This window comes from Streptomyces sp. NPDC058872 (assembly GCF_042743065.1).
Classification (GTDB): Bacteria; Actinomycetota; Actinomycetes; order Streptomycetales; family Streptomycetaceae; genus Streptomyces.
In genome coordinates this window covers 122,427-140,521 of the sequence record NZ_JBHYMK010000004.1, presented here as the reverse complement: position 1 = coordinate 140,521, position 18,095 = coordinate 122,427, and the positions used below count along the sequence as shown (strand labels likewise).

Annotated in this window: 13 protein-coding genes; 8 read left to right on the top strand and 5 right to left on the bottom strand. The window is 73.4% G+C overall.

The genetic code is table 11. The features are described from left to right. Positions 1-48: 48 nt before the first annotated feature. Together ACFW22_RS03860 and ACFW22_RS03855 are read right to left on the bottom strand one after the other, a co-directional pair. Positions 49-1,716 carry an SWIM zinc finger domain-containing protein gene (locus ACFW22_RS03860; protein WP_386398478.1) on the bottom strand — a complete coding sequence of 556 codons (1,668 nt, stop codon included), beginning with the start codon at positions 1,714-1,716 and terminating at the stop codon, positions 49-51. Between the two features lie 379 nt (positions 1,717-2,095). Next, the gene (locus ACFW22_RS03855) at positions 2,096-3,706 is read right to left on the bottom strand and encodes a M4 family metallopeptidase (RefSeq protein ID WP_386398476.1); all 1,611 of its coding nucleotides are present in this window, start codon (positions 3,704-3,706) and stop codon (positions 2,096-2,098) included. 1,117 nt (positions 3,707-4,823) lie between these two features. Here ACFW22_RS03855 and ACFW22_RS03850 point away from each other — a divergent pair. From ACFW22_RS03850 to ACFW22_RS03830, 5 genes are all read left to right on the top strand, one after another. Further along, positions 4,824-6,974, top strand: coding sequence for a PBS lyase (locus ACFW22_RS03850; protein WP_386398473.1), 2,151 nt, complete (start codon positions 4,824-4,826; stop codon positions 6,972-6,974). Positions 6,975-7,225: 251 nt separating this feature from the next. Next, complete coding sequence (locus ACFW22_RS03845; RefSeq protein WP_386398470.1) at positions 7,226-7,984, top strand: hypothetical protein; 759 nt, start codon at positions 7,226-7,228, stop codon at positions 7,982-7,984. After that, positions 7,981-9,252, top strand: coding sequence for an ATP-binding protein (locus ACFW22_RS03840; protein ID WP_386398468.1), 1,272 nt, complete (start codon positions 7,981-7,983; stop codon positions 9,250-9,252). The genes ACFW22_RS03845 and ACFW22_RS03840 overlap by 4 nt, the downstream gene beginning before the upstream one ends. Before the next feature lie 56 nt (positions 9,253-9,308). Continuing rightward, a complete protein-coding gene (locus ACFW22_RS03835) occupies positions 9,309-10,697 on the top strand; it encodes an FtsW/RodA/SpoVE family cell cycle protein (protein ID WP_386398465.1) in 1,389 nt (462 codons plus the stop codon). Between the two features lie 31 nt (positions 10,698-10,728). Beyond that, positions 10,729-12,204: a penicillin-binding transpeptidase domain-containing protein gene (locus tag ACFW22_RS03830; RefSeq protein ID WP_386398461.1), complete on the top strand. Its 1,476-nt coding sequence runs from the start codon at positions 10,729-10,731 to the stop codon at positions 12,202-12,204. Between the two features lie 8 nt (positions 12,205-12,212). Here the strand turns inward: ACFW22_RS03830 and ACFW22_RS03825 are convergent, their stop codons facing one another. Further along, positions 12,213-13,316, bottom strand: coding sequence for a ferritin-like domain-containing protein (locus tag ACFW22_RS03825; RefSeq protein ID WP_386398459.1), 1,104 nt, complete (start codon positions 13,314-13,316; stop codon positions 12,213-12,215). 236 nt (positions 13,317-13,552) lie between these two features. Between ACFW22_RS03825 and ACFW22_RS03820 the strand changes: the two genes are divergently transcribed. The 3 genes from ACFW22_RS03820 (at position 13,553) to ACFW22_RS03810 (ending at position 16,073) form a co-directional block, all read left to right on the top strand. Continuing rightward, positions 13,553-14,305 (top strand): TetR/AcrR family transcriptional regulator, encoded by a 753-nt coding sequence (locus tag ACFW22_RS03820; protein WP_386398457.1) that lies wholly within the window; start codon positions 13,553-13,555, stop codon positions 14,303-14,305. Beyond that, entirely contained in the window at positions 14,302-14,610 is a 309-nt protein-coding gene (locus ACFW22_RS03815) for a hypothetical protein (protein WP_386398454.1), read from the top strand. The genes ACFW22_RS03820 and ACFW22_RS03815 overlap by 4 nt, the downstream gene beginning before the upstream one ends. A 107-nt stretch (positions 14,611-14,717) precedes the next feature. Then, positions 14,718-16,073, top strand: coding sequence for an NlpC/P60 family protein (locus ACFW22_RS03810; protein ID WP_386398451.1), 1,356 nt, complete (start codon positions 14,718-14,720; stop codon positions 16,071-16,073). A 106-nt stretch (positions 16,074-16,179) separates the two neighbouring features. Here the strand turns inward: ACFW22_RS03810 and ACFW22_RS03805 are convergent, their stop codons facing one another. Together ACFW22_RS03805 and ACFW22_RS03800 are read right to left on the bottom strand one after the other, a co-directional pair. After that, positions 16,180-16,707 (bottom strand): DUF6584 family protein, encoded by a 528-nt coding sequence (locus ACFW22_RS03805; protein ID WP_386398449.1) that lies wholly within the window; start codon positions 16,705-16,707, stop codon positions 16,180-16,182. A 139-nt stretch (positions 16,708-16,846) separates the two neighbouring features. Then, positions 16,847-18,082: a styrene monooxygenase/indole monooxygenase family protein gene (locus ACFW22_RS03800; RefSeq protein ID WP_386398448.1), complete on the bottom strand. Its 1,236-nt coding sequence runs from the start codon at positions 18,080-18,082 to the stop codon at positions 16,847-16,849. Between the last annotated feature and the right edge of the window lie 13 nt (positions 18,083-18,095).

The window sequence follows — 18,095 nt, the reverse complement described above, 5'->3', positions numbered from 1 at the left end:
GTCGGGCAGTGGCGGGAGGGGTCTGGGCGGGGCCGGTGGGGTTCCGGGTCACAGCCCGTGCTCGTCCAGCAGCCTCATCAGGTTCCGCTTGCGCTTCTGGGCGGTGCGCAGGTCGGTGACGTAGGTGGTGAAGTCGTCCGGCGTGCCGAGGTGGTGGTGGCAGTCGCGGATGCTCAGGAGCAGGCTGACGAGTTGTTCGTAGGTGCGGTTGCCGGTCTCGCGGCTGAGGCGGGCGGCCAGGGGGAGGTAGACCGTGAGGGCGTCGGCGGGGCGGGTCGGGCGGGTCCGGTCGGCGAGGACGAGCCACTGGCCGTCGTGGGCGCCGTGCTCCGTGGCCGCCTGCCAGGCGGCATCCACCTCCTCGTCGTCCAGGAGGACGTCGACGAGGACGCGCCAGCCGTGGGTCCGCGCCCGTTCCGCGTCGATGCGCAGCAGGGCCAGGGCCCGTTCCCGTTCGGCCGGCCAGCACGCGGCGGCATCGGCCGCGGCGCGGAGTTGCCGGTAGGCGGGCAGGGTGCGGCGGGCGGCGAAGTGGTCGCGGCGCAGGGCGACGGCGTCGGCGAGCCGGCCGGCCTGCGCGTAGCGGTCGGCGAGGTCGTCGACGAGGGCGGTGTCGACCGCGGCCGGGTCCTCGGTGTCGCGGATGCCGCGCTCGGCCCATTCCAGGGCTTCGGCGGTGCGGCCGGCGGCGTCGAGTTCGCGGGCGATGAGCAGGTGGGTGTGGCCGTTCGGGGCGAGGTCGGCGGCGTGCACGGCGATCACCGTGTCGAGGTCCCGTCCCGACTTCGCGAGGCGGTGCATCAGGTGCTTCTCGGCCCAGCCGGTGCGCTTCGCCTGCCAGGCCTCGGCCGCGCGCCGACGCAGGACGGCCATCCCCCGCTCGCCGAGCAGGTCCTCGTAGTCGAGCGGGTCGACGTCCGTCAGGTCGGCCGCGTCGTCCAGTGCGTGCGCCACCAGCCAGTGCGCGAGCTCCTCCGGGTCGGGACGGGCCGCGCGGCAGGCCTCGTGGTGGGCGTCGGCGAGGTCGGCGCCGATCTGCCCGAGACCGCCGTCGGAGTCGTCGACGTCTTCGACCACCCGGGCCAGCAGGTCGATCGCCTCCCGGGCCAGCGCCATTGCGTCGGCCGCCCGGTCGGAGGTCGTCAACGACCGGATCGCACGGACCGCTTGCCCGGCCTGGTCGGCATAGGCCCGGGCGTCGGCGTACTCGACGTAGCCGTACTGGGCGAACGGGCCGATGTCGAGCAGTTCACGGATGCGGGACCGGATCCCGGCCAGGTCTCCGCGCGCGCTGGCCGCCCGCACCTCCAGCCGACGCCGCAACTGCCGGTCCGCGGCCATCTCCTCCCGCACGAGGGCGAGCAGGTCCTCCCGCGGGAGGTCCCGCAGCCAGGCGTCGAGACCCCGCGCCGCGTCCCGGGCCGACCGGCGCAGGCGGGGGAGGTCGGCCTCCTGCGCGATCAGGGTCAGACCGAGTGCGACCAGGTGCTTGCAGAAGTTGCCCTCCTGGCCGTACGGGCAGTCGCAAGTGCCGGTCGGCTTTCCGCGCCCGCCCAGGAGCAGTTCCACCCGGTACCGCTCCGTGCCGCGCACCGATGCCCTGATCCGGTCGTCGTCGACGTCGACCCCGGACACCGCGTCGACGTAACCCAGCCCGCGCTCGAACGAACGCTTCCCGGCCAGCGCCTTCAGTTTCGCTTCCGTGAGACCGCCCACGATCCTCCGCGCTCCGATCCGGCTCGGGCTCCGCCCGGCGGCCCCCTTCTCCGGGACCGTCGGGTCGGACGACTTCGACGAGCAGAATCGTGCCACCCTCCGCGGGGCGCCGTCCCCGTCGAGCCGAGCCGCCCCCCGTCAGGTCGGCTCGGCCGTACGGCCGTACGGCCTTTCCCTCTCGCCCCGTTGTCCTGTCGGCCTGTCGGCCCGTAGGTCTGTCGGTCCGGTCGGTCCGTCGGCCTGTCGGTCCGTCGGCCCGTTGCCCCGGAACGAGGGCCCGCGGCTGATCGACGCGGTGCGGAGGTTCCGTCGCCGGCTGCGCGGCCGGGAAGCGCCCGGCACCTCCACGGTGCCGGGCGCTTCGGGGTTCGTGCGGGTGTTACTTGACGTTGATCGCCGTCCAGGCGGTGGCGACCGCGTTGTACTCCGCGCTGCCGGCGCCGTAGAGGTCGGAGGCGGCGGAGAGGGTGGCGCTGCGGGCGCCCGCGTAGTTGGTGGAGGAGGTCATGTAGGTGCTGAGGGCCTTGTACCAGATCTTGTAGGCCTTCTGGCGGCCGATGCCCGTGACGGTGGAGCCGTCGTAGGTCGGGGAGTTGTAGCTGACGCCGTTGATGGTCTTGGCGCCGCTGCCCTCCGACAGCAGGTAGAAGAAGTGGTTGGCCGGGCCCGAGGAGTAGTGGACGTTCAGGCGGCCGACCGACTTCGACCAGTAGTCGGCGGAGTTGCCGTCCTTGCTGGGCTTGTCCATGTAGCGGAGCGGCGTGCCGTCGCCGCGGATGTCGATCTTCTCGCCGATGAGGTAGTCGCCGGTGTCCGAGGAGTTGGCCGCGTAGAACTCGACCGCGGTGCCGAAGATGTCGGAGGTGGCCTCGTTCAGACCGCCCGACTCCCGGCTGTAGCGCAGGCCGGCCGTGGCGGCGGTGAGGCCGTGGGACATCTCGTGGCCGGCCACGTCGAGGGAGGTGAGCGGGTTGAGGTTGTTCGCACCGTCGCCGTAGGTCATGCAGAAGCAGCTGTCGTCCCAGAAGGCGTTCACGTAGGCGTTGCCGTAGTGGACGCGCGAGTAGGCGGCGGCGCCGTCCCCGCGGATGCCGTTGCGGCCGAGCTCGTTCTTGTAGAAGTCCCAGGTGACGGCGGCGCCGTAGTGGGCGTCGGCGGCCGCGGTCTCCGGGTTGCTCGGGCTGCCGTTGCCCCAGACGTCGGTGCTGTTGGTGAACAGCGTGCCGGTGCCGTTGGTGCCGCCGTTCAGGTTGTACGTCTTGTGGCCGCCGCGTGCGGCGTCGGTCAGGGTGTAGCCGGCGGAGGTGCCGAGGGTGACCTGGCCGCTGTATGCGGTGTTGCCGACGCCCGTCTCGATCGCCTCGTAGGAGTAGAGCTCCTTGCCGGTGGTGGCGTCGGTGATGACGTGGCGCTTGCTCGGGGTGCCGTCCTGCTGGACGCCGGTGACGACCGTCTCCCAGGCGAGGGCGGGCTTGCCGGTGGCCGCCCAGATGACCTTGCGGGCGGAGGAGGCGGACTCGGAGGCGTGGGCGCCGGAAGCGAGCGCGGCCTTCTTGGCGGTGGCGGAGGTGACGGCGGGGGTCGTGCTCGCCACGGATATCCGGGCCTGGGTGGCCTTGGTGGTGGAGCGGGCGCCCGACTTCTTCTGGTGGACGACCAGGTCGCCGCCGAGGACCGGCATGCCTTCGTAGGTGCGCTCGTAGCGCGTGTGGACGGTGCCGTCCGCGTCCTTGATGACGTCGCGGACGAGGAGCGCCTCCTTGCCGGACAGGCCGATGGCCTTGGCGGTGGCGGCGGCTCCGGCCTGGGCCTGCTGGACGGCAGCGGCGCGCTGGGTGCCGGTGAGCACGAGCGCGGTCGCACCGGCCTCGCGCTGGACGTCCGCGCTGGCGGATCCGGTCTGGACTCCGACGACGACCATGGCGGCCGAGGCGAGCAGGGCGGCGGCGCGGGCGGTGGTGCGGCGGTGCGAGGACTGCTGGCGGGTCACGCGGGCTCCTTCGCTGAAAAGCGTGGGGATCGTGGGGGTGGGGTGGTGCGGCAGTGAGCGTGCCAGCGAACCCGGGCGTTTGACAGGTCTGCAACAAGAATTTGACCATGTGTTGTCCGAAGGACAGTGAACTCTGTCCGCTATACGGGAAGTTCGGCCCCTGCGGTCGATCTCCATGCCCGGATTCGGGCAGTGCGACGCCCCCGAGAAGCCCCTTTGGCGCTTTGCCCGATCACTGCGCCTTGGTGGGCCGAAGGGCCTTTGATGACGGTTGGCCCCTGCACCGCGCGCGCCGGACGGCGCCCACCCTCCACCGCCGCCTTCACCCTCTCCATCCCCCCTCTCCTCACCCCTCCGACCGTCACGCCCCCCGCGCCACCGGACGGGAGGGACGTGACGGAAGGGACGAAAGGGGAACCGGGTGACCCGCGGGGTCCGCCACCCCCATGGTCGACATCGCGCCACGTCTGGGACGCCCCGGAGCCCAGGACGCCACCCCCCGCACCGACCAACCGGACGGACGCCGCCTCCCCGAACACCGAGCCGACACGAACGGGCGGCCAGGAGGGCCGGACCGTCGACCACCGGCCGCGCCCGGGCGAGCCGCACCGGTCGCCTCCACCGCCGACCGCGCGATGCTCCGGCCCGACGAGGCCGCGCGAGGCCGCGCGAGGCCGCACAAGGCCGATGCCCTGACCGGCGACCAGGCGCACCGCGTTCCGCCCCTAGCACACGCCGGTGCGGCGCGGAGGATCCAGGACACCCGATCAGCCGCGATGAATTGCGGAAGCCGACGGGAAGAAAGCACCTTTCGTCCCGATGCGACCGGAAGGGGAACAGGGCCGGGGGGGAGGGTGCCCGGGGCCTGGGTGCGGCCGCCGCCGCCGCCCCGCCCCGCACCCCGCGATGACGGCGGGCCCTGCCAGCGCCGGGGCGCCGCCCCGCGCACGGGAGGCGGCTACCGAAAGCAACGACCTTGCTCCCGAGAGTAGATGGCGCAAAGAGGTCGCACCGAGGGCTCCGGGCCCGTCCGGTGTCGCCGGCACGGCCTTGTTCCCCGGCCTGTGGTGCACACTTGCTGCCTGGTACAGCGCTCACGGGGAAGGCGGCCTGGCACATGCTGACGGGGATCGAGGAGGTCGACTGGGCCTCGCTGGGGCACGCGTACGGTCCCGCGGACGACGTGCCGGAGCTGCTCCGCGGACTCGCCTCCGACGACCCCGCCGAGCGGGAGACCGCCCTCGACGGCATGTACGGCGCGGTCCACCACCAGGGCGACGTCTACGACTCGACGCTCGCGTGCATCCCCTTCCTGCTCGAACTCGTCGCCGACCCCGCGGTCCAGGACCGCGGCTGCATCGTCGAGCTGCTCACCAGCATCGGCGGGATCGAACTCGACGACGAAGAGGAGCTGGACGAACTCGACCCGGAAGAAGAGGAGTTCATCCCCGCCGCCAACTACGCCATGGCCGCCGCCGCCATCGCCGCCGGGGCCGACGTCTTCCTCGGGCTCGCCGCGGACCCCGACCCCGAGGTGCGCCTCGCCGCGCCCTGCGCGCTCGCCTCGCTGCACCCCGAGCCCGCCCGGGTGCTGACCCTGCTACGGGAGCGGCTCACCGTCGAACGAGACACCGAGGTGCGGCTCGCCCTGGTCGCGGCCGTCGGACGGATCGCCCTGCGGCACGCCTCGCTGCGCGAGGAGACCGTCGACTGGCTCGACTGGCTGGCCCGTGCCGCACAGGACCCCGGGCTCCGCCTCGCGGCCCTCGCACAACGGGCGCGCTGTGCACCCGCCGACATCCCGGACGACGTGGTGCCGTGGGTGACGCGGCTCCTGGAGGAGATCCGGACTTCGGCGCAGTCCCCGACCGCCACCGGGAACGGGCGGGAGGCCACCCCGACGCTCATCGGACAGGTCCGGGAACTGCTGGAGGAGCACGCCGCCGGGCGTCCGGCCCCCTGGACCGAAGAGCTGCTCCGCACCCTGCACGCTGCGCTCGACGATCGGGTCGACGACCGGATCGCCCTGATCCTCGCGCAGTTGCGCAGCCCGGATTGGGGTCAGCGCTCGGACGCGATCTGGTTGTGCGGCGGTTTGATACGGGCCTGGCGCGGGCGGTACGACGACGTCGTCCGGCTCGTGGGCGCCCAGCTCCACGATCCCGAGCCCCGGCTGCGGGAAGCAGCCGCGTCCTTCCTGGAGCGGCTCTTCGAGCTGGGAGCACCGGCGACCGACTCCCTCGTCGTCCGCCTCGGCACGGGTCCGGGGACGTCCGGCACGGGTCCGGGTGCACCCGGCACGGAAGGGGGGACGGGCGGGACGGAAGCGGGGCACGGGGCACACGCCTTCGTCGGGCGGACCGGGCGGGACGCGGCGCTGCTCGCGCTGGCCCGGGCCGGGGACACCCGGGCGGTCCCGTTGCTGGCCCGCGCCCTGACGGAGCCCGAGGTGCGACGCGAACTGCTGTACGCGGTGGACGGGCTCGGCCCCTCCGCCGCGATGCTCGCCCCGCTGCTCCGGCTCAGGCTCGCCGATGTGGAACTCGACGAGAGGCTGTACGACCAGGCCGCACCCCTGCTGTACGCCCTGGCGGCCGTGCGGGGCGGCCAGGCACTGCCGGAGGTCCTGCGGGTGCTGCGCGGGGCGCCCCCGAACCGGCGCGACTGGGTGCGGGAGGCGGCGCTGCGGACCCTGGCGGCCTTCGGCCCGGCCGCACGGGAGGCCGTACCGGAGCTCCGGGAGCTCCTGGCGGAGGAGTCGGCCGCGGTCTCCACGGCGGCGGCGCGCGCCCTGTGGGCGGCCGAGGGCGATCTGGCGGACGTGCTGCCGGCGCTGGAGCGGTGGCTTCGGCCGGGGACTTCGAGTGCGGACTGGTGCGCCGCCGCACAGGCCATCGGGGAGATCGGTCCGATGGCGGCGGCCGAGGCCCCGGCCCTGCGCCCCGGCCTGGCCTCGCGGGACCCCTGGGTACGGGTCCGCTCCGCCGCGGCGCTGTGGCGGGTGTCCGGGGAGGTGTCGGCGTCGCTTCCGGTGCTGTTGGCGGCGTGGGAGGAGAACCGTCACGCACGCGTGGACATCGCGGAGTGCCTGGCCGAGATGGGGCCGGCGGCTGCGGAGGCGCAGGTGGTGATCCTCACGGAACTGACCCGAAGGCGCCGGCACAATGCCCGCGAAGGCGCCTGCGGCAGCCACGACATCCATCTGGACGAGAAGCTGCTGACGCTGTGCCGGGCCGCACTCGCGCGGATGGAGCGGGGGGCGTTCTAGCCGTACCCGTGCGAGAAGGGGTGCTTCCCCGGCCGCGCCCGCCGGGAGGGAACCGGCACGCTCAGGAGTGAAGGGGCTTTCCGGCCCCGCCCGCCCTCGTACGCCGCGGGTGGCCCGCGGTGCGGTCGCCCCGCGGCCCGCCCCCTCGGCGCACGAGGGCGGGCCGCGGGACGATGATGCGACAAGAGCGACGGGGCTCCGCCTAAGGTCTAGAGGGAGAACACGTCCCCGCCGACCGTCCCAGGAGCAGTGTGAGACCACACGGAGCACAGCGCGTCACCCCTGCCCTGTGCGTCCTCGGACTCGCCCTGGCGCTCAGCGGCTGCAACGGCGAGGGCGAGCTCAGGAGCGCCGGCCCCACACCGGCGGCCGTGGGGCCCGTCCGTCTCTGGCCCGACCTGCCGCCCGCGACCGACCCGCCGAAGGACTACGGCGAGTCCGACACCCCGCGCGTCCCCGGCGTCACGGTCGTCGGCGACGACGTCCACTCCGTCGAGGCGGTGGCCGTGGTGCGCGCCGAGGTGCGCGCCCACCCGGATACGTACACCGGCGGCAATGCGTCGTACGAGAAGACCGCGCGGGCGATCGCGGACTGCGACACGGCTCCGGCCGCCTGTCCGGTCATGCGGCCGTACTACCACGACCTCACCGGCAACGGCAGGGACGAGCTGATCGTCGGGATCCGCCTGCCGGAGCAGGAGGTCGCCGTCCTGGTCTACCGCGCCGAGGACGGCGGTCTCACCAGGATCATGTCCACGGTCGACCAGGTGATCAGCGTGGAGCTGGCGGGCCGGGACCTGATCATGCGGGCCGGTTCGGCCGGCATCCCCGGGTACGAGTACCGGACCGCCTGGTCCTGGGACGAGCGGCAGCAGAGCATGCTGCCCACCCGGGACGAGATCGTCCGGGTGCGACCGCCCGGCGCCCGGGTCCCGTCGGTCCCCGCACCGCGCCTGGTGCGGCCCGCTCCCGCCACCGCGCCCGTCCCGCCCCTGGAGCCGATGCCGTGAGGACGCCCCGGTTGCCCGCCTGGACGGCGACGCTGACCTGGAAGGCCGCGCTCTTCATCACGGTGATGTGCTGCGCCCTCGCCGCGCTGCTCGGGGTCCTGGTCCACGTCTCGGTCTCCGGTCAGACCGTGCAGGACTCCCGCGAGAAGGCGCTGGCCCGGCTCACCGAGGTCACCGGCCTGTACGAGGCGGGCGAGCCGCTCCCCCGGTTCGCCGGGGTGGATCCGCCCGGTCTGCCGGACCCGCTCCGTGCGCTCGCCGCGAACGGGGAGCGGGGCACGATGGTCGCCGAGCGCGGTGGCCGGCCGACGATGTGGGCGGCCGGCCCCGCGGACGGTCGTGCGCTGGCCGTGCGCGTCGACTACACCCAGAGCGCCGAAACCATCGAGGCGCTCGACGGCTCGATCCTCGGCTCGTCCGTCCTGGCGATCGGGACGACGCTGCTCGTCGGCGCCTTCGCCGTCACCCGGGTGACCCGCCGGCTGCACCTGACGGCCCAGGTGGCCCGCCGGATCAGCGCGGGCGACCTGGACGCGCGGGTGGACGATCCCCGGACGAAGGACCCGCGGCGGCCCCAGGACGAGGTGGCCACGGTTTCCGGGGCGCTCGACACGATGGCCTCTTCGCTCCAGCGCAAGCTGCAGAGCGAGCAGCGGTTCACCGCCGACGTGGCGCACGAGTTGCGGACGCCGCTGACCGGACTGTCGGCCGCGGCCGAACTGCTGCCCGAGGGACGGCCCTCGGAACTGGTGCAGGACCGGGTGCGGGCGATGCGCGGGCTCACCGAGGACCTCCTGGAGATCTCCCGGCTGGACGCCCGCACCGAGGCCGTGGACCTGGCCGTGCACCGGCTCGGTCCGCTCGCCGAGCGGGTGGTGCGTGCTTCCGGTACGGACACGGAGGTGCGGGTCGTCCGGGACGCCGAGGTGGAGACGGACCGGCGGCGCGTGGAGCGGGTGCTCGGCAATCTGGTGGCGAACGCGCACGAGCACGGCGCTCCGCCGGTGGTGGTGACGGTCGACGGGCCCGTGGTGACCGTGCGGGACCACGGGCCGGGCTATCCCGCGTACCTCCTGGAGTCGGGGCCGCAGCGGTTCCGCACCGAGAGCGGCGGCAAGGGACACGGCCTCGGGCTGACGATCGCGGTGGGCCAGGCGGAGGCGGTCGGCGGCGAACTGGCCTTCGCCCCGGGGCCGGACGGCGGCGCGGAGGCCCGGTTGCGGCTGCCGGAGTACGTGCGGCCCGCGCCCTCCGCCCACGAGGGCTGACGGCACACCGTCACACAAAAGGGACATAGGGCATACGGCTTGCTACGTTGCGGAGCATGACCGCACCACGGCCGCGGAGCCCGGACGCACCCCCGCCCGGCATCCGTGTCCCCAAGCGCCGTGGCGTGGAGCTCTCGCTGCTGATCGGGGCCGTCCTGATCTCCGTCCTCGGCTATGCGGAGGTCGGCCTCGCCCGCAGCGGTGCCGTGCCGCCCGATGCCGCCCGCTACGGGGCCGGGCTCGGGCTGCTCTCGCTCGTCGCCCACCTCGCGGTCCGCTTCCGCGCCCCGTACGCCGATCCCCTGCTGCTCCCGATCGCGGTGCTGCTCAACGGCCTCGGGCTGGTGCTGATCTACCGTCTCGACCTGGAGACGCCGAAGGACCAGGCGGCGGCGACGCAGTTGGTCTGGTCGACGCTCGGGGTGGCGCTGTTCATCGTGGTCGTCCTGCTCCTGCGGGACCACCGTGCGCTCCAGGGGTACGCCTACGTGTCGATGGCCGCGGCGCTCGCCCTGATGCTGCTGCCGATCTTCTTCCCGGCGGTCAACGGCGCTCGGATCTGGATCAGGATCGGCGGACTCTCCTTCCAACCGGGCGAGTTCGCCAAGATCCTGCTCGCGGTCTTCTTCGCCGCGTACCTGGCGACCAACCGCAATGCGCTCGCCCACACCGGCCGACGGATCTGGAAGTTCCAGTTCCCGACGGGCCGGGTGCTGGGCCCGATCGTGGCGATCTGGCTGCTGAGCGTCGGCGTCCTCGTGCTCGAACGGGACCTGGGCACGTCGCTGCTCTTCTTCGGCCTCTTCGTGATCATGTTGTACGTGGCGACCGGTCGGACCGGATGGATCGCGGTCGGCCTCGTCCTGGCCTCTGCCGGCGCCTTCCTCGTCGGCTCGCTCGAACCGCACGTCCACGGCCGGGTGCAGGACTGGCTGGACCCCTTCGCCTCGATCCGGGCGGGCGAGGGGCCGGGGCAACTCGCCCAGTCGCTGTTCGCGTTCGCCGCGGGCGGGATGCTCGGCACGGGGCTCGGCCTCGGCCGTTCCGTCCTCATCGGCTTCGCCACCAAGTCCGACTTCATCCTGGCGACGGCCGGCGAGGAACTGGGACTCGTCGGCCTCACCGCCCTCTTCCTGCTGTACGGGCTGCTGGTGGCACGCGGCTACCGCGCCGGCCTCTCGCTGCGCGACCCCTTCGGGCGACTGCTCGCGATCGGCCTCGCCTCGATCGTGGCGCTCCAGGTGTTCGTGATCGCGGGCGGCGTGATGGGGCTGATCCCGCTGACCGGCATGGCGATGCCCTTCCTGGCGCAGGGAGGTTCGTCGGTCGTCACCAACTGGGTGATCGTCGCGCTGCTCATCCGGGTCAGCGACTCGGCGCGCGCCCCCCAGCCCGGGGCGGCGGGCACCGGCGTGCTCGCCAAGGTCGCGGAGGGCAGCCGATGACGAGGCCCCTCCGCAGGACGGGAGGCTCCCGGTGATCCCCTACATCCGGCGGGCCGCCGCCCTCTGCCTGCTGCTGCTCGTCGCACTGCTCGTCAACGCCGCCCGGGTGATGGTCGTCGAAGCCGGCTCCCTCAATGCCGATCCGGCCAACCGGCGGATCGCGATCGACCGGTACGCCCGGCCGCGCGGCGAGATCGTGGTCGACGGGAAGCCCGTGACCGGCTCCCGGGACAGCGGCCAACAGCTCCGCTGGGAACGGACCTACCGCCAGGGGCCGCTGTACGCCCCGCTGACCGGCCACTCCTCCCAGACGTACGGCACGACGCTCATCGAGCACGCCGAGGACGAGGTCCTCTCGGGCACCGACCCGATGCTCGCGCCGCTGCCGCTCTGGAACGACCTCACCCGGGGCCGGCAGCCGGGCGGCAACGTGGTGACGACGGTCCGCGCCCCGCTGCAGGAGGCGGCCTACCGCGGGCTCGACGGGAAGCGCGGCGCGGTCGTGGCGGTCGAGCCGTCCAGCGGCCGGATCCTGGCGCTCGTCAGTTCGCCCTCGTACGACCCGGGCGTCCTGTCCGGGACCGGACGGACCGTGAAGGACGCCTGGCAGCGGCTGAACTCCTCGCCGAACCAGCCGATGCTGAACCGGGCGCTGCGGCAGACCTACCCGCCCGGCTCCACCTTCAAGATCGTGACGGCCGCGGCGGCCCTGGACGCCGGAGCGGTGCGGGACGCGGAGGCCCCGACGGACACGCCGGACCCGTTCGTGCTGCCGGGCACCCGGCAGGTGCTGCCGAACGAGGCGAGGGGCTGTGGTGACGCCTCCCTCGCGTACGCGATCCAGTGGTCGTGCAACACGGTGATGGCCGGGCTCGGGGTGAAGGTGGGCCTGGAGGGGATGGTCGAGGCCGTGGAGCGCTTCGGCTTCAACGACACGGGGCTCCGGGTGCCGTCCTGGGTGGCGAAGTCCAACTTCGACCGGAGGATGAGCCGGGACCAGTTGGCGCTCTCCTCGATCGGGCAGTTCGACACGACGGCGACCCCGCTCCAGATGGCGATGGTGGCGGCGGCCGTCGCCAACCACGGGGAGATCGCCCAGCCGTACCTCGTCGAGCGCACCACGACCTCCGGCGGCACGACCGTGGACCGCACGGTCCGCAGCAGCTACCGGCGGGCGATGACCCCGGCGACGGCGATGCAGCTCCAGCGGCTGATGGTGAAGGCGGTCGAGGAGGGCACCGGGACCAATGCGACGATCCCGGGAGCCCGGGTCGGCGGCAAGACGGGCACCGCCCAGCACGGCCTCGGGAACACCGGCACCCCGTACGCATGGTTCATCGCCTGGGCCCAGGCGGACGACTCGGCCCAGCCGGCGGTGGCGGTGGCGGTCGTCGTCGAGGACGCGGAGGCCTCCCGCACGGAGATCAGCGGCGGCGGCAGTGCGGCGCCGATCGCCAAGGCGGTGATGGAGGAGGCGTTGGAGCTGGAGGCGAAGGCGCGGGGTTAGCGCCGCGGCTACGCCGCTCCGTCCGCGATCGCCTGCGCGACCTCCGTGACCCGGGCCCGTTCCTCCGCCGCGAAGCGTTCCGCGTCGAGCCGCTCCGCGATCTCCTCGTCCTGGGTCATCAGCAGGTCCAGGTTGGAGTCGCCGAGGTCGAAGACGCCCATGTCGAGGTAGGCCTTCTGCAGGCGCTCGCCCCAGAGGCCGATGTCCTTGACGCAGGGCACGATCCGGCTGAAGAGGAGCTTGCGGAAGAGGTGCAGGAACTCGCTCTGCTCGCTGAACTCCTCCGCCTCCTTCCTCGGGACGCCGAAGTTCTCCAGCACCTCGACCCCGCGCAGCCGGTCGCGCATCAAGTAGCAGCCCTCGATGACGAACTCCTCGCGCTCGCGGAGCTCGGCGTCGGAGAGCTGCTTGTAGTAGTCGCGCAGGGCCATCCGGCCGAAGGCGACGTGCCGGGCCTCGTCCTGCATCACGTACGCGAGGATCTGCTTCGGCAGCGGCTTGTCGGTGGTGTCCCGGATCATGCCGAAGGCGGCGAGGGCGAGGCCCTCGATGAGGACCTGCATGCCGAGGTAGGGCATGTCCCAGCGCGAGTCGCGCAGGGTGTCGTCGAGGAGGCCCTTGAGGTTGTCGTTGATCGGGTAGAGCATCCCGACCTTCTCGTGGAGGAAGCGGCCGTAGATCTCGGCGTGCCGGGCCTCGTCCATGGTCTGGGTGGCCGAGTAGAACTTGGCGTCCAGGTCGGGCACCGACTCGACGATCCGGGCGGCGCAGATCATCGCGCCCTGCTCGCCGTGGAGGAACTGGCTGAACTGCCAGGAGGCGTAGTGCCGGCGCAGGTCGCCCTTGTCCTTCTCGGACATCTTCGCCCAGTGGCGGGTGCCGTGGAGGGTCAGCACCTCGTCGGGGGTGCCGAGCGGGTCGTACGGGTCGACCTCGATGCTCCAGTCGATCCGGGTGGCGCCGTCCCACTGCTTGTCCTTGCCCTTCTGGTAGAGGGCGAGGAGGCGCTCGCGGCCGTCGTCGTAGTCCCAGGAGAAGCGGGCGGCACCGGTGGCGGGCACCTGCCAGGTGGGCGTGGACGGGGCCGAGGTGTAGAGGTCGCGCGTCGACACTGACGCCTCCTTGGGAGCGGCGGCGGGGAGCGGGTCCGGCGCCAGGCTCACACGTTGGTAGACGGATCGTCAACAAGTTGCGCGCAAGGTCTTTTCCGCTCCGGTGGCCCTGCTGGACGACGCCCCCCTCCCCGGTCGCCGCACGGAGCGGAGCACCACCGCCCGACGCCCCTTCCCCGGCCCTCCCCCGCCGGCCGGCCGACGGGAGGACCCGCGCCGCGGATACGCTGCGGTGCATGACGAGCGCCGCCACCCCCGCGTACCGCAGGCTCAGCGTCGAGGAGCGGCGCGGGCAACTGCTCAGGGCCGCCCTGGAGCTCTTCGCCCAGCGGGCGCCCGAGGACGTCTCGCTCGACGACGTCGCGGAGGCGGCCGGAGTCTCGCGCCCCCTGGTCTACCGCTACTTCCCCGGCGGCAAGCAGCAGCTGTACGAGGCCGCCCTCCGCTCCCATGCCGACGCGCTGAACCGTTGCTTCGCCGAGCCCGCCGAAGGAGCGCCCACGGAACGGCTCGGCCGGGTGCTCGACCGCTACCTGGCCTTCGTGGACCAGCACGACACCGGCTTCAGCGCCCTGTTGCGCGGCGGCAGCGTCGCCGAGACCTCCCGGACCTCGGCGATCGTGGACGAGGTGCGCCGGGCCGCCGCCGAGCAGATCCTCGTCCACCTCGGGGCGGAGCGGCCGGGCCCCCGGCTCGGCATGCTGGTCCGCACGTGGATCGCCGCCGTGGAGGCGGCCTCGCTCATCTGGCTCGACGAGGGGAAGCAGCCGCCGGAGCGGGAGCTGCGGGACTGGCTCGTCGACCACCTCGTCGCCCTGCTCGCGGCGACCGCGACGAGCGACGCGGAGACGGCGGAGGTGTTCCGGGCGCTCCTCACACAGGAGACCCCCGAAGGCCCGGTGGGACTGCTCGCCCACCGGGCGGTCCCGGTGCTGGGCGAGGCCGCCCGCCTGCTGTCGCCCCCGGGGTCGGGGAGACTGAAGGGGTGAGAAGCGAGAACACCCCCTTCCGCGGCGGCCCCCTCGACGGCCGGGTCCTGCCGATCCTGCTCGGCCCGACCGGCCACCCGGCCAAGTGGTACGAGGTACCGGTCCCGGCACACGACGGGCGCCCGCCGACCGTGTACGCGTACCGGCGCGAGCCCGCGGGCCACACCAAGCGGCTCGGGCTGCAGCGCGGCTGGGTCTATGTGTACGCGCCCGAGGGGCGGGAGCGGCGCGAGCTGAAGTGGCCGTGGTCGAAGCCGGGCGCGAAGCCCGGGCCGGAATCGGAGGAGGGGCCGGGGCCGGGGTAGGGATCGGGCTCGACGGCAGCACCGAACGGGTGACGCACCGCGGCGCGACCCGATGAGTACGCTCATCAGATGAAGTGACCCGTCATCATCCCCGTGGAGGTGGTGACGTGTCACAAAGCCTGCTGCGCACGGTCTGCACGGGGGCCCTCGCCTCCGCGACGGCCTTCGCCGGGGTGCTCCCGGCAGCCGGGGCCACCCCGGTCGACCCCCCTCCGGTGGAGGCCCCGATCGCCTGGGCCGACCCCGCGGCGGAGCCGGTCGGCCCGGTCGATCCCGCATCCAGCGCCCCGGCCGACGCCCCGGGCACGGAACCGGAACCGGAACCGGGCACGGAACCGGGCACGGAATCCGACCCGAATGCGGAACCCGGAACGGGTGCGGAACCCGGCGCGGGCACACCGGCCGTCGAGGACGACGACGCCGCCGCCCTCCCGGCCCCCGGCACGAGCTCCGTCAGCGGACTGCTCGCACGGCTGCGGACCCTCTACCAGCAGGCCGAGGAGGCGACCGAGCGGTACAACGCCGCGGAGGAGGCGCTGAAGGTCCAGACGGCGGACACCCGGCAGGTCACCGCCCGCCTCACCGCCGCCCGGACCGCCCTCGCGGAAGGCCGTGCCGCAGCCGGTCGGATCGCCCGGGACCAGTACCGGGGGAAGACGGAACTCTCCGGGTACCTGCGGCTGCTCTTCGCCCCCGACCCCCAGTCCGCCCTGGACCAGGGGCACCTGATGGCCCGGGTGGCCCGGGAGCGGAGCGACGCGGTCTCCCGGCTCACGGCGGCCGAACGGCGGGCCGACGGCCTGGCGAGCACCTCCCGCAAGGCCCTCGACCGGCAACAGCAGCTCGCTGCCGCGCAGCGCGCCCGCCGTGACGACGTGCGGGCCAAGCTGGTCGAGGTGGAGAAGCTGCTCGCCGGACTCTCACCGGACCAACTGGCCCGGCTCACCGAGCTGGAGCGCGTCCAGACCGCCGGCGCACAGCGCGAACTGCTGGACTCGGGCGTCCTGGACGGCACCCGCACCCCGTCCGGGGCCGGCGCGGAGGCCCTGCGCTTCGCGGTGGACCAGATCGGGAAGCCGTACGCATGGGGGGCGGAGGGACCGGAGGCGTACGACTGCTCGGGGCTGACCCAACAGGCGTGGGCAGCGGCCGGCCGGGAGCTGCCGAGGACCAGCCAGGAGCAATGGGCGACCCTGCCCCGGGTGTCACTGGCCGAGCTCCGCCCCGGCGACCTGGTGGTCTACTTCCCGGGCGCGACCCATGTGGCGCTCTACCTGGGCGAGGGCCTGGTGGTGCAGGCCCCGCGCCCCGGCGGAAGGGTGAAGGTCTCGCCGCTCGCGGCGAACCCCCTGCTCGGGGCCGTACGACCCGATCCGGACGGGACCGCCCTGGACGACTACGCCCCGCCCGCCCTTCCGGCGGGCGCGGGGGACGGCGCGGACGAGGGCTTCGACGGGAGCTGAAGCCCGCTCCCCGCCCGCCCCTGCCCGCAAGCGGCCCCGGGCCCCGACCCCGCCCCACCGCCGACCGGACCCGACGGGTGCGGAACCCCGGGTCCGTCGGCACGGCTCACGAGAAGAGCGCGATGACGCCGACCACCCAGACCGCCAGGAAGGCGACCGCTCCGAGCAGACAGCCGATGCCGGCGAGGAAACCACCAACCGTCCAACCGTCCCCGTCCGGGATGCCCCCGTCACCGTCGCCCTCCTCGTAGGAGGCGGGATCGTCCCAGTCGACCGGCCGCCCCAGTTCCTCGGCCCGGGCGGTGCGCACCGCGGACAACTGGCGCTCGGCGAACGGCGTGGCGGCCGATGCCTCGGGGCCGCGCCATGCGAGGGCCCTCATCCGTCGAGCGGGAGTGGCGTACCGCTCCTCGAAGGCGGCGGTCTCGTCCGCGTTCCGGTCCTCTTCGAGGAACATCCAGCGCCCCGCCTCCGCCTCGTCGCCGTACAGCCGGTACACCCCGGCGAGCCGCCGCCGGAGGGACGGGTCGCACGGGAAGGAGGAAACGAGCCCGCGGAGGCGCTGACGCGCCATCGGCACGCGCCCGGCGGCCAGGTCGGCGTCGACTCGGGCAAGGGTCTGGGAGAGGGACATGCCTCCATGATCGAACGGGGCAACGCTCCGCATCGACCGGTTTTCGGCGCCGTCCCCACTCCTCTGCGTGCCTCCGCCTCCCGGCCGGTCCGCCCCGACGGCCGGGCCGTCGCGCGGACCGGCCGTCGATGGGGGGGCGTCAGGCTGCGGAGACCGAGGCCAGGTAGGCGGCGGTCTTCTCCGGCTCATAGAAGAAGTGTTCGAGGTCGGCCGGGTCGTTGAAGCCGTTGGCGAAGCGGTCGGCGACGGGCGGGAGCTGGCCGGCCGCGCCGAGGAGGTTCAGGACGTGCTCCGGCGGGGGCGCCAGCATCGTGTTGGTCCACTTGGTGACGTGCTGGACCGTCTGCCAGTAGCGGTCGAAGGTCGTCTGCATCCACTCCGCGTCGAAGGGCCGGTCACCGTGTTCGACGATGGCCGCGAGGTACGCGGCGGCGCATTTGGAGGCGGAGTTGGAGCCCTGCCCGGTGAGCGGGTCGTTGGCGACGACCACGTCGGCGACGCCGAGGACCAGTCCGCCGCCGGGGAGCCGGCCGATCGGGTTGCGGACGGTCGGGGCGTACCGCCCGGCGAGGGTGCCCCCCGCGTCGGTCAGCTCGACCTTGGTGGCCCGCGCGTACTCCCAGGGCGTGAACCTCTCCATCAGCTCCAGCGTCAGCGCCAGGTGCTCGGAGGGGTCCTTGACGCCGCGGAAGACGTCGAGCGGACCGCCGGGGACCCCCTCCCAGAAGAGGATGTCGGCGCGACCGCTGGTGGTGAGGGTCGGCATCACGAAGAGTTCGCCGACGCCCGGGACGATGTTGCAGCGGACCGCGTCGAAGTCGGGGTGCTCGGGACGCGGGCCGAGGCCGTGGACGTACGCGACGGCCAGCGCGCGCTGCGGCTGGTCGTACGGCGAGCGGGCGGCGTCGCGGCCGAACATGGAGACCAGTTCGCCCTTGCCGGCGGCGACGAGGACCAGGTCGTAGCTGCGGGAGAAGTAGTCCAGGTCGCCGACGGTCGCGCCGTGTACCACCAGCTGTCCGCCGCGCTGGGCGAAGGCGTCCAGCCAACCGGCCATCTTCACGCGCTGGTCGACGGACTGCGCGTAGCCGTCGAGCCGGCCGACCCAGTCGATCGGGCGGGTGGCGTCGGGGCCGGCGACGGAGACGCCGACGCCCTCGATCCGGGGCGCCTGGGGCTCCCAGAAGTTGAGGCCGAGGTCACGCTCGTGCTGGAGGGCGGTGTGGAACATGCACTGGGTGGACATGACCCGGCCGTTGCGGATCTCGTCCGCCGTCCGGTTCGACATCAGGGTGACCTCGTACCCCTGCGTCTGGAGTCCGAGGGCGAGCTGCAGGCCGGACTGGCCGGCGCCGACTATGAGTATCTTCCGCATGGGCGGGGCTCCT

Excerpts from the sequence above, each read along its gene's own strand:
- ACFW22_RS03835 (WP_386398465.1), top strand. The coding sequence starts at position 9,309 with ATGACCGCACCACGGCCGCGGAGCCCGGACGCACCCCCGCCCGGCATC.
- ACFW22_RS03850 (WP_386398473.1), top strand. The coding sequence starts at position 4,824 with ATGCTGACGGGGATCGAGGAGGTCGACTGGGCCTCGCTGGGGCACGCG.
- ACFW22_RS03800 (WP_386398448.1), bottom strand. The coding sequence starts at position 18,082 with ATGCGGAAGATACTCATAGTCGGCGCCGGCCAGTCCGGCCTGCAGCTC.
- ACFW22_RS03820 (WP_386398457.1), top strand. The coding sequence starts at position 13,553 with ATGACGAGCGCCGCCACCCCCGCGTACCGCAGGCTCAGCGTCGAGGAG.
- ACFW22_RS03805 (WP_386398449.1), bottom strand. The coding sequence starts at position 16,707 with ATGTCCCTCTCCCAGACCCTTGCCCGAGTCGACGCCGACCTGGCCGCC.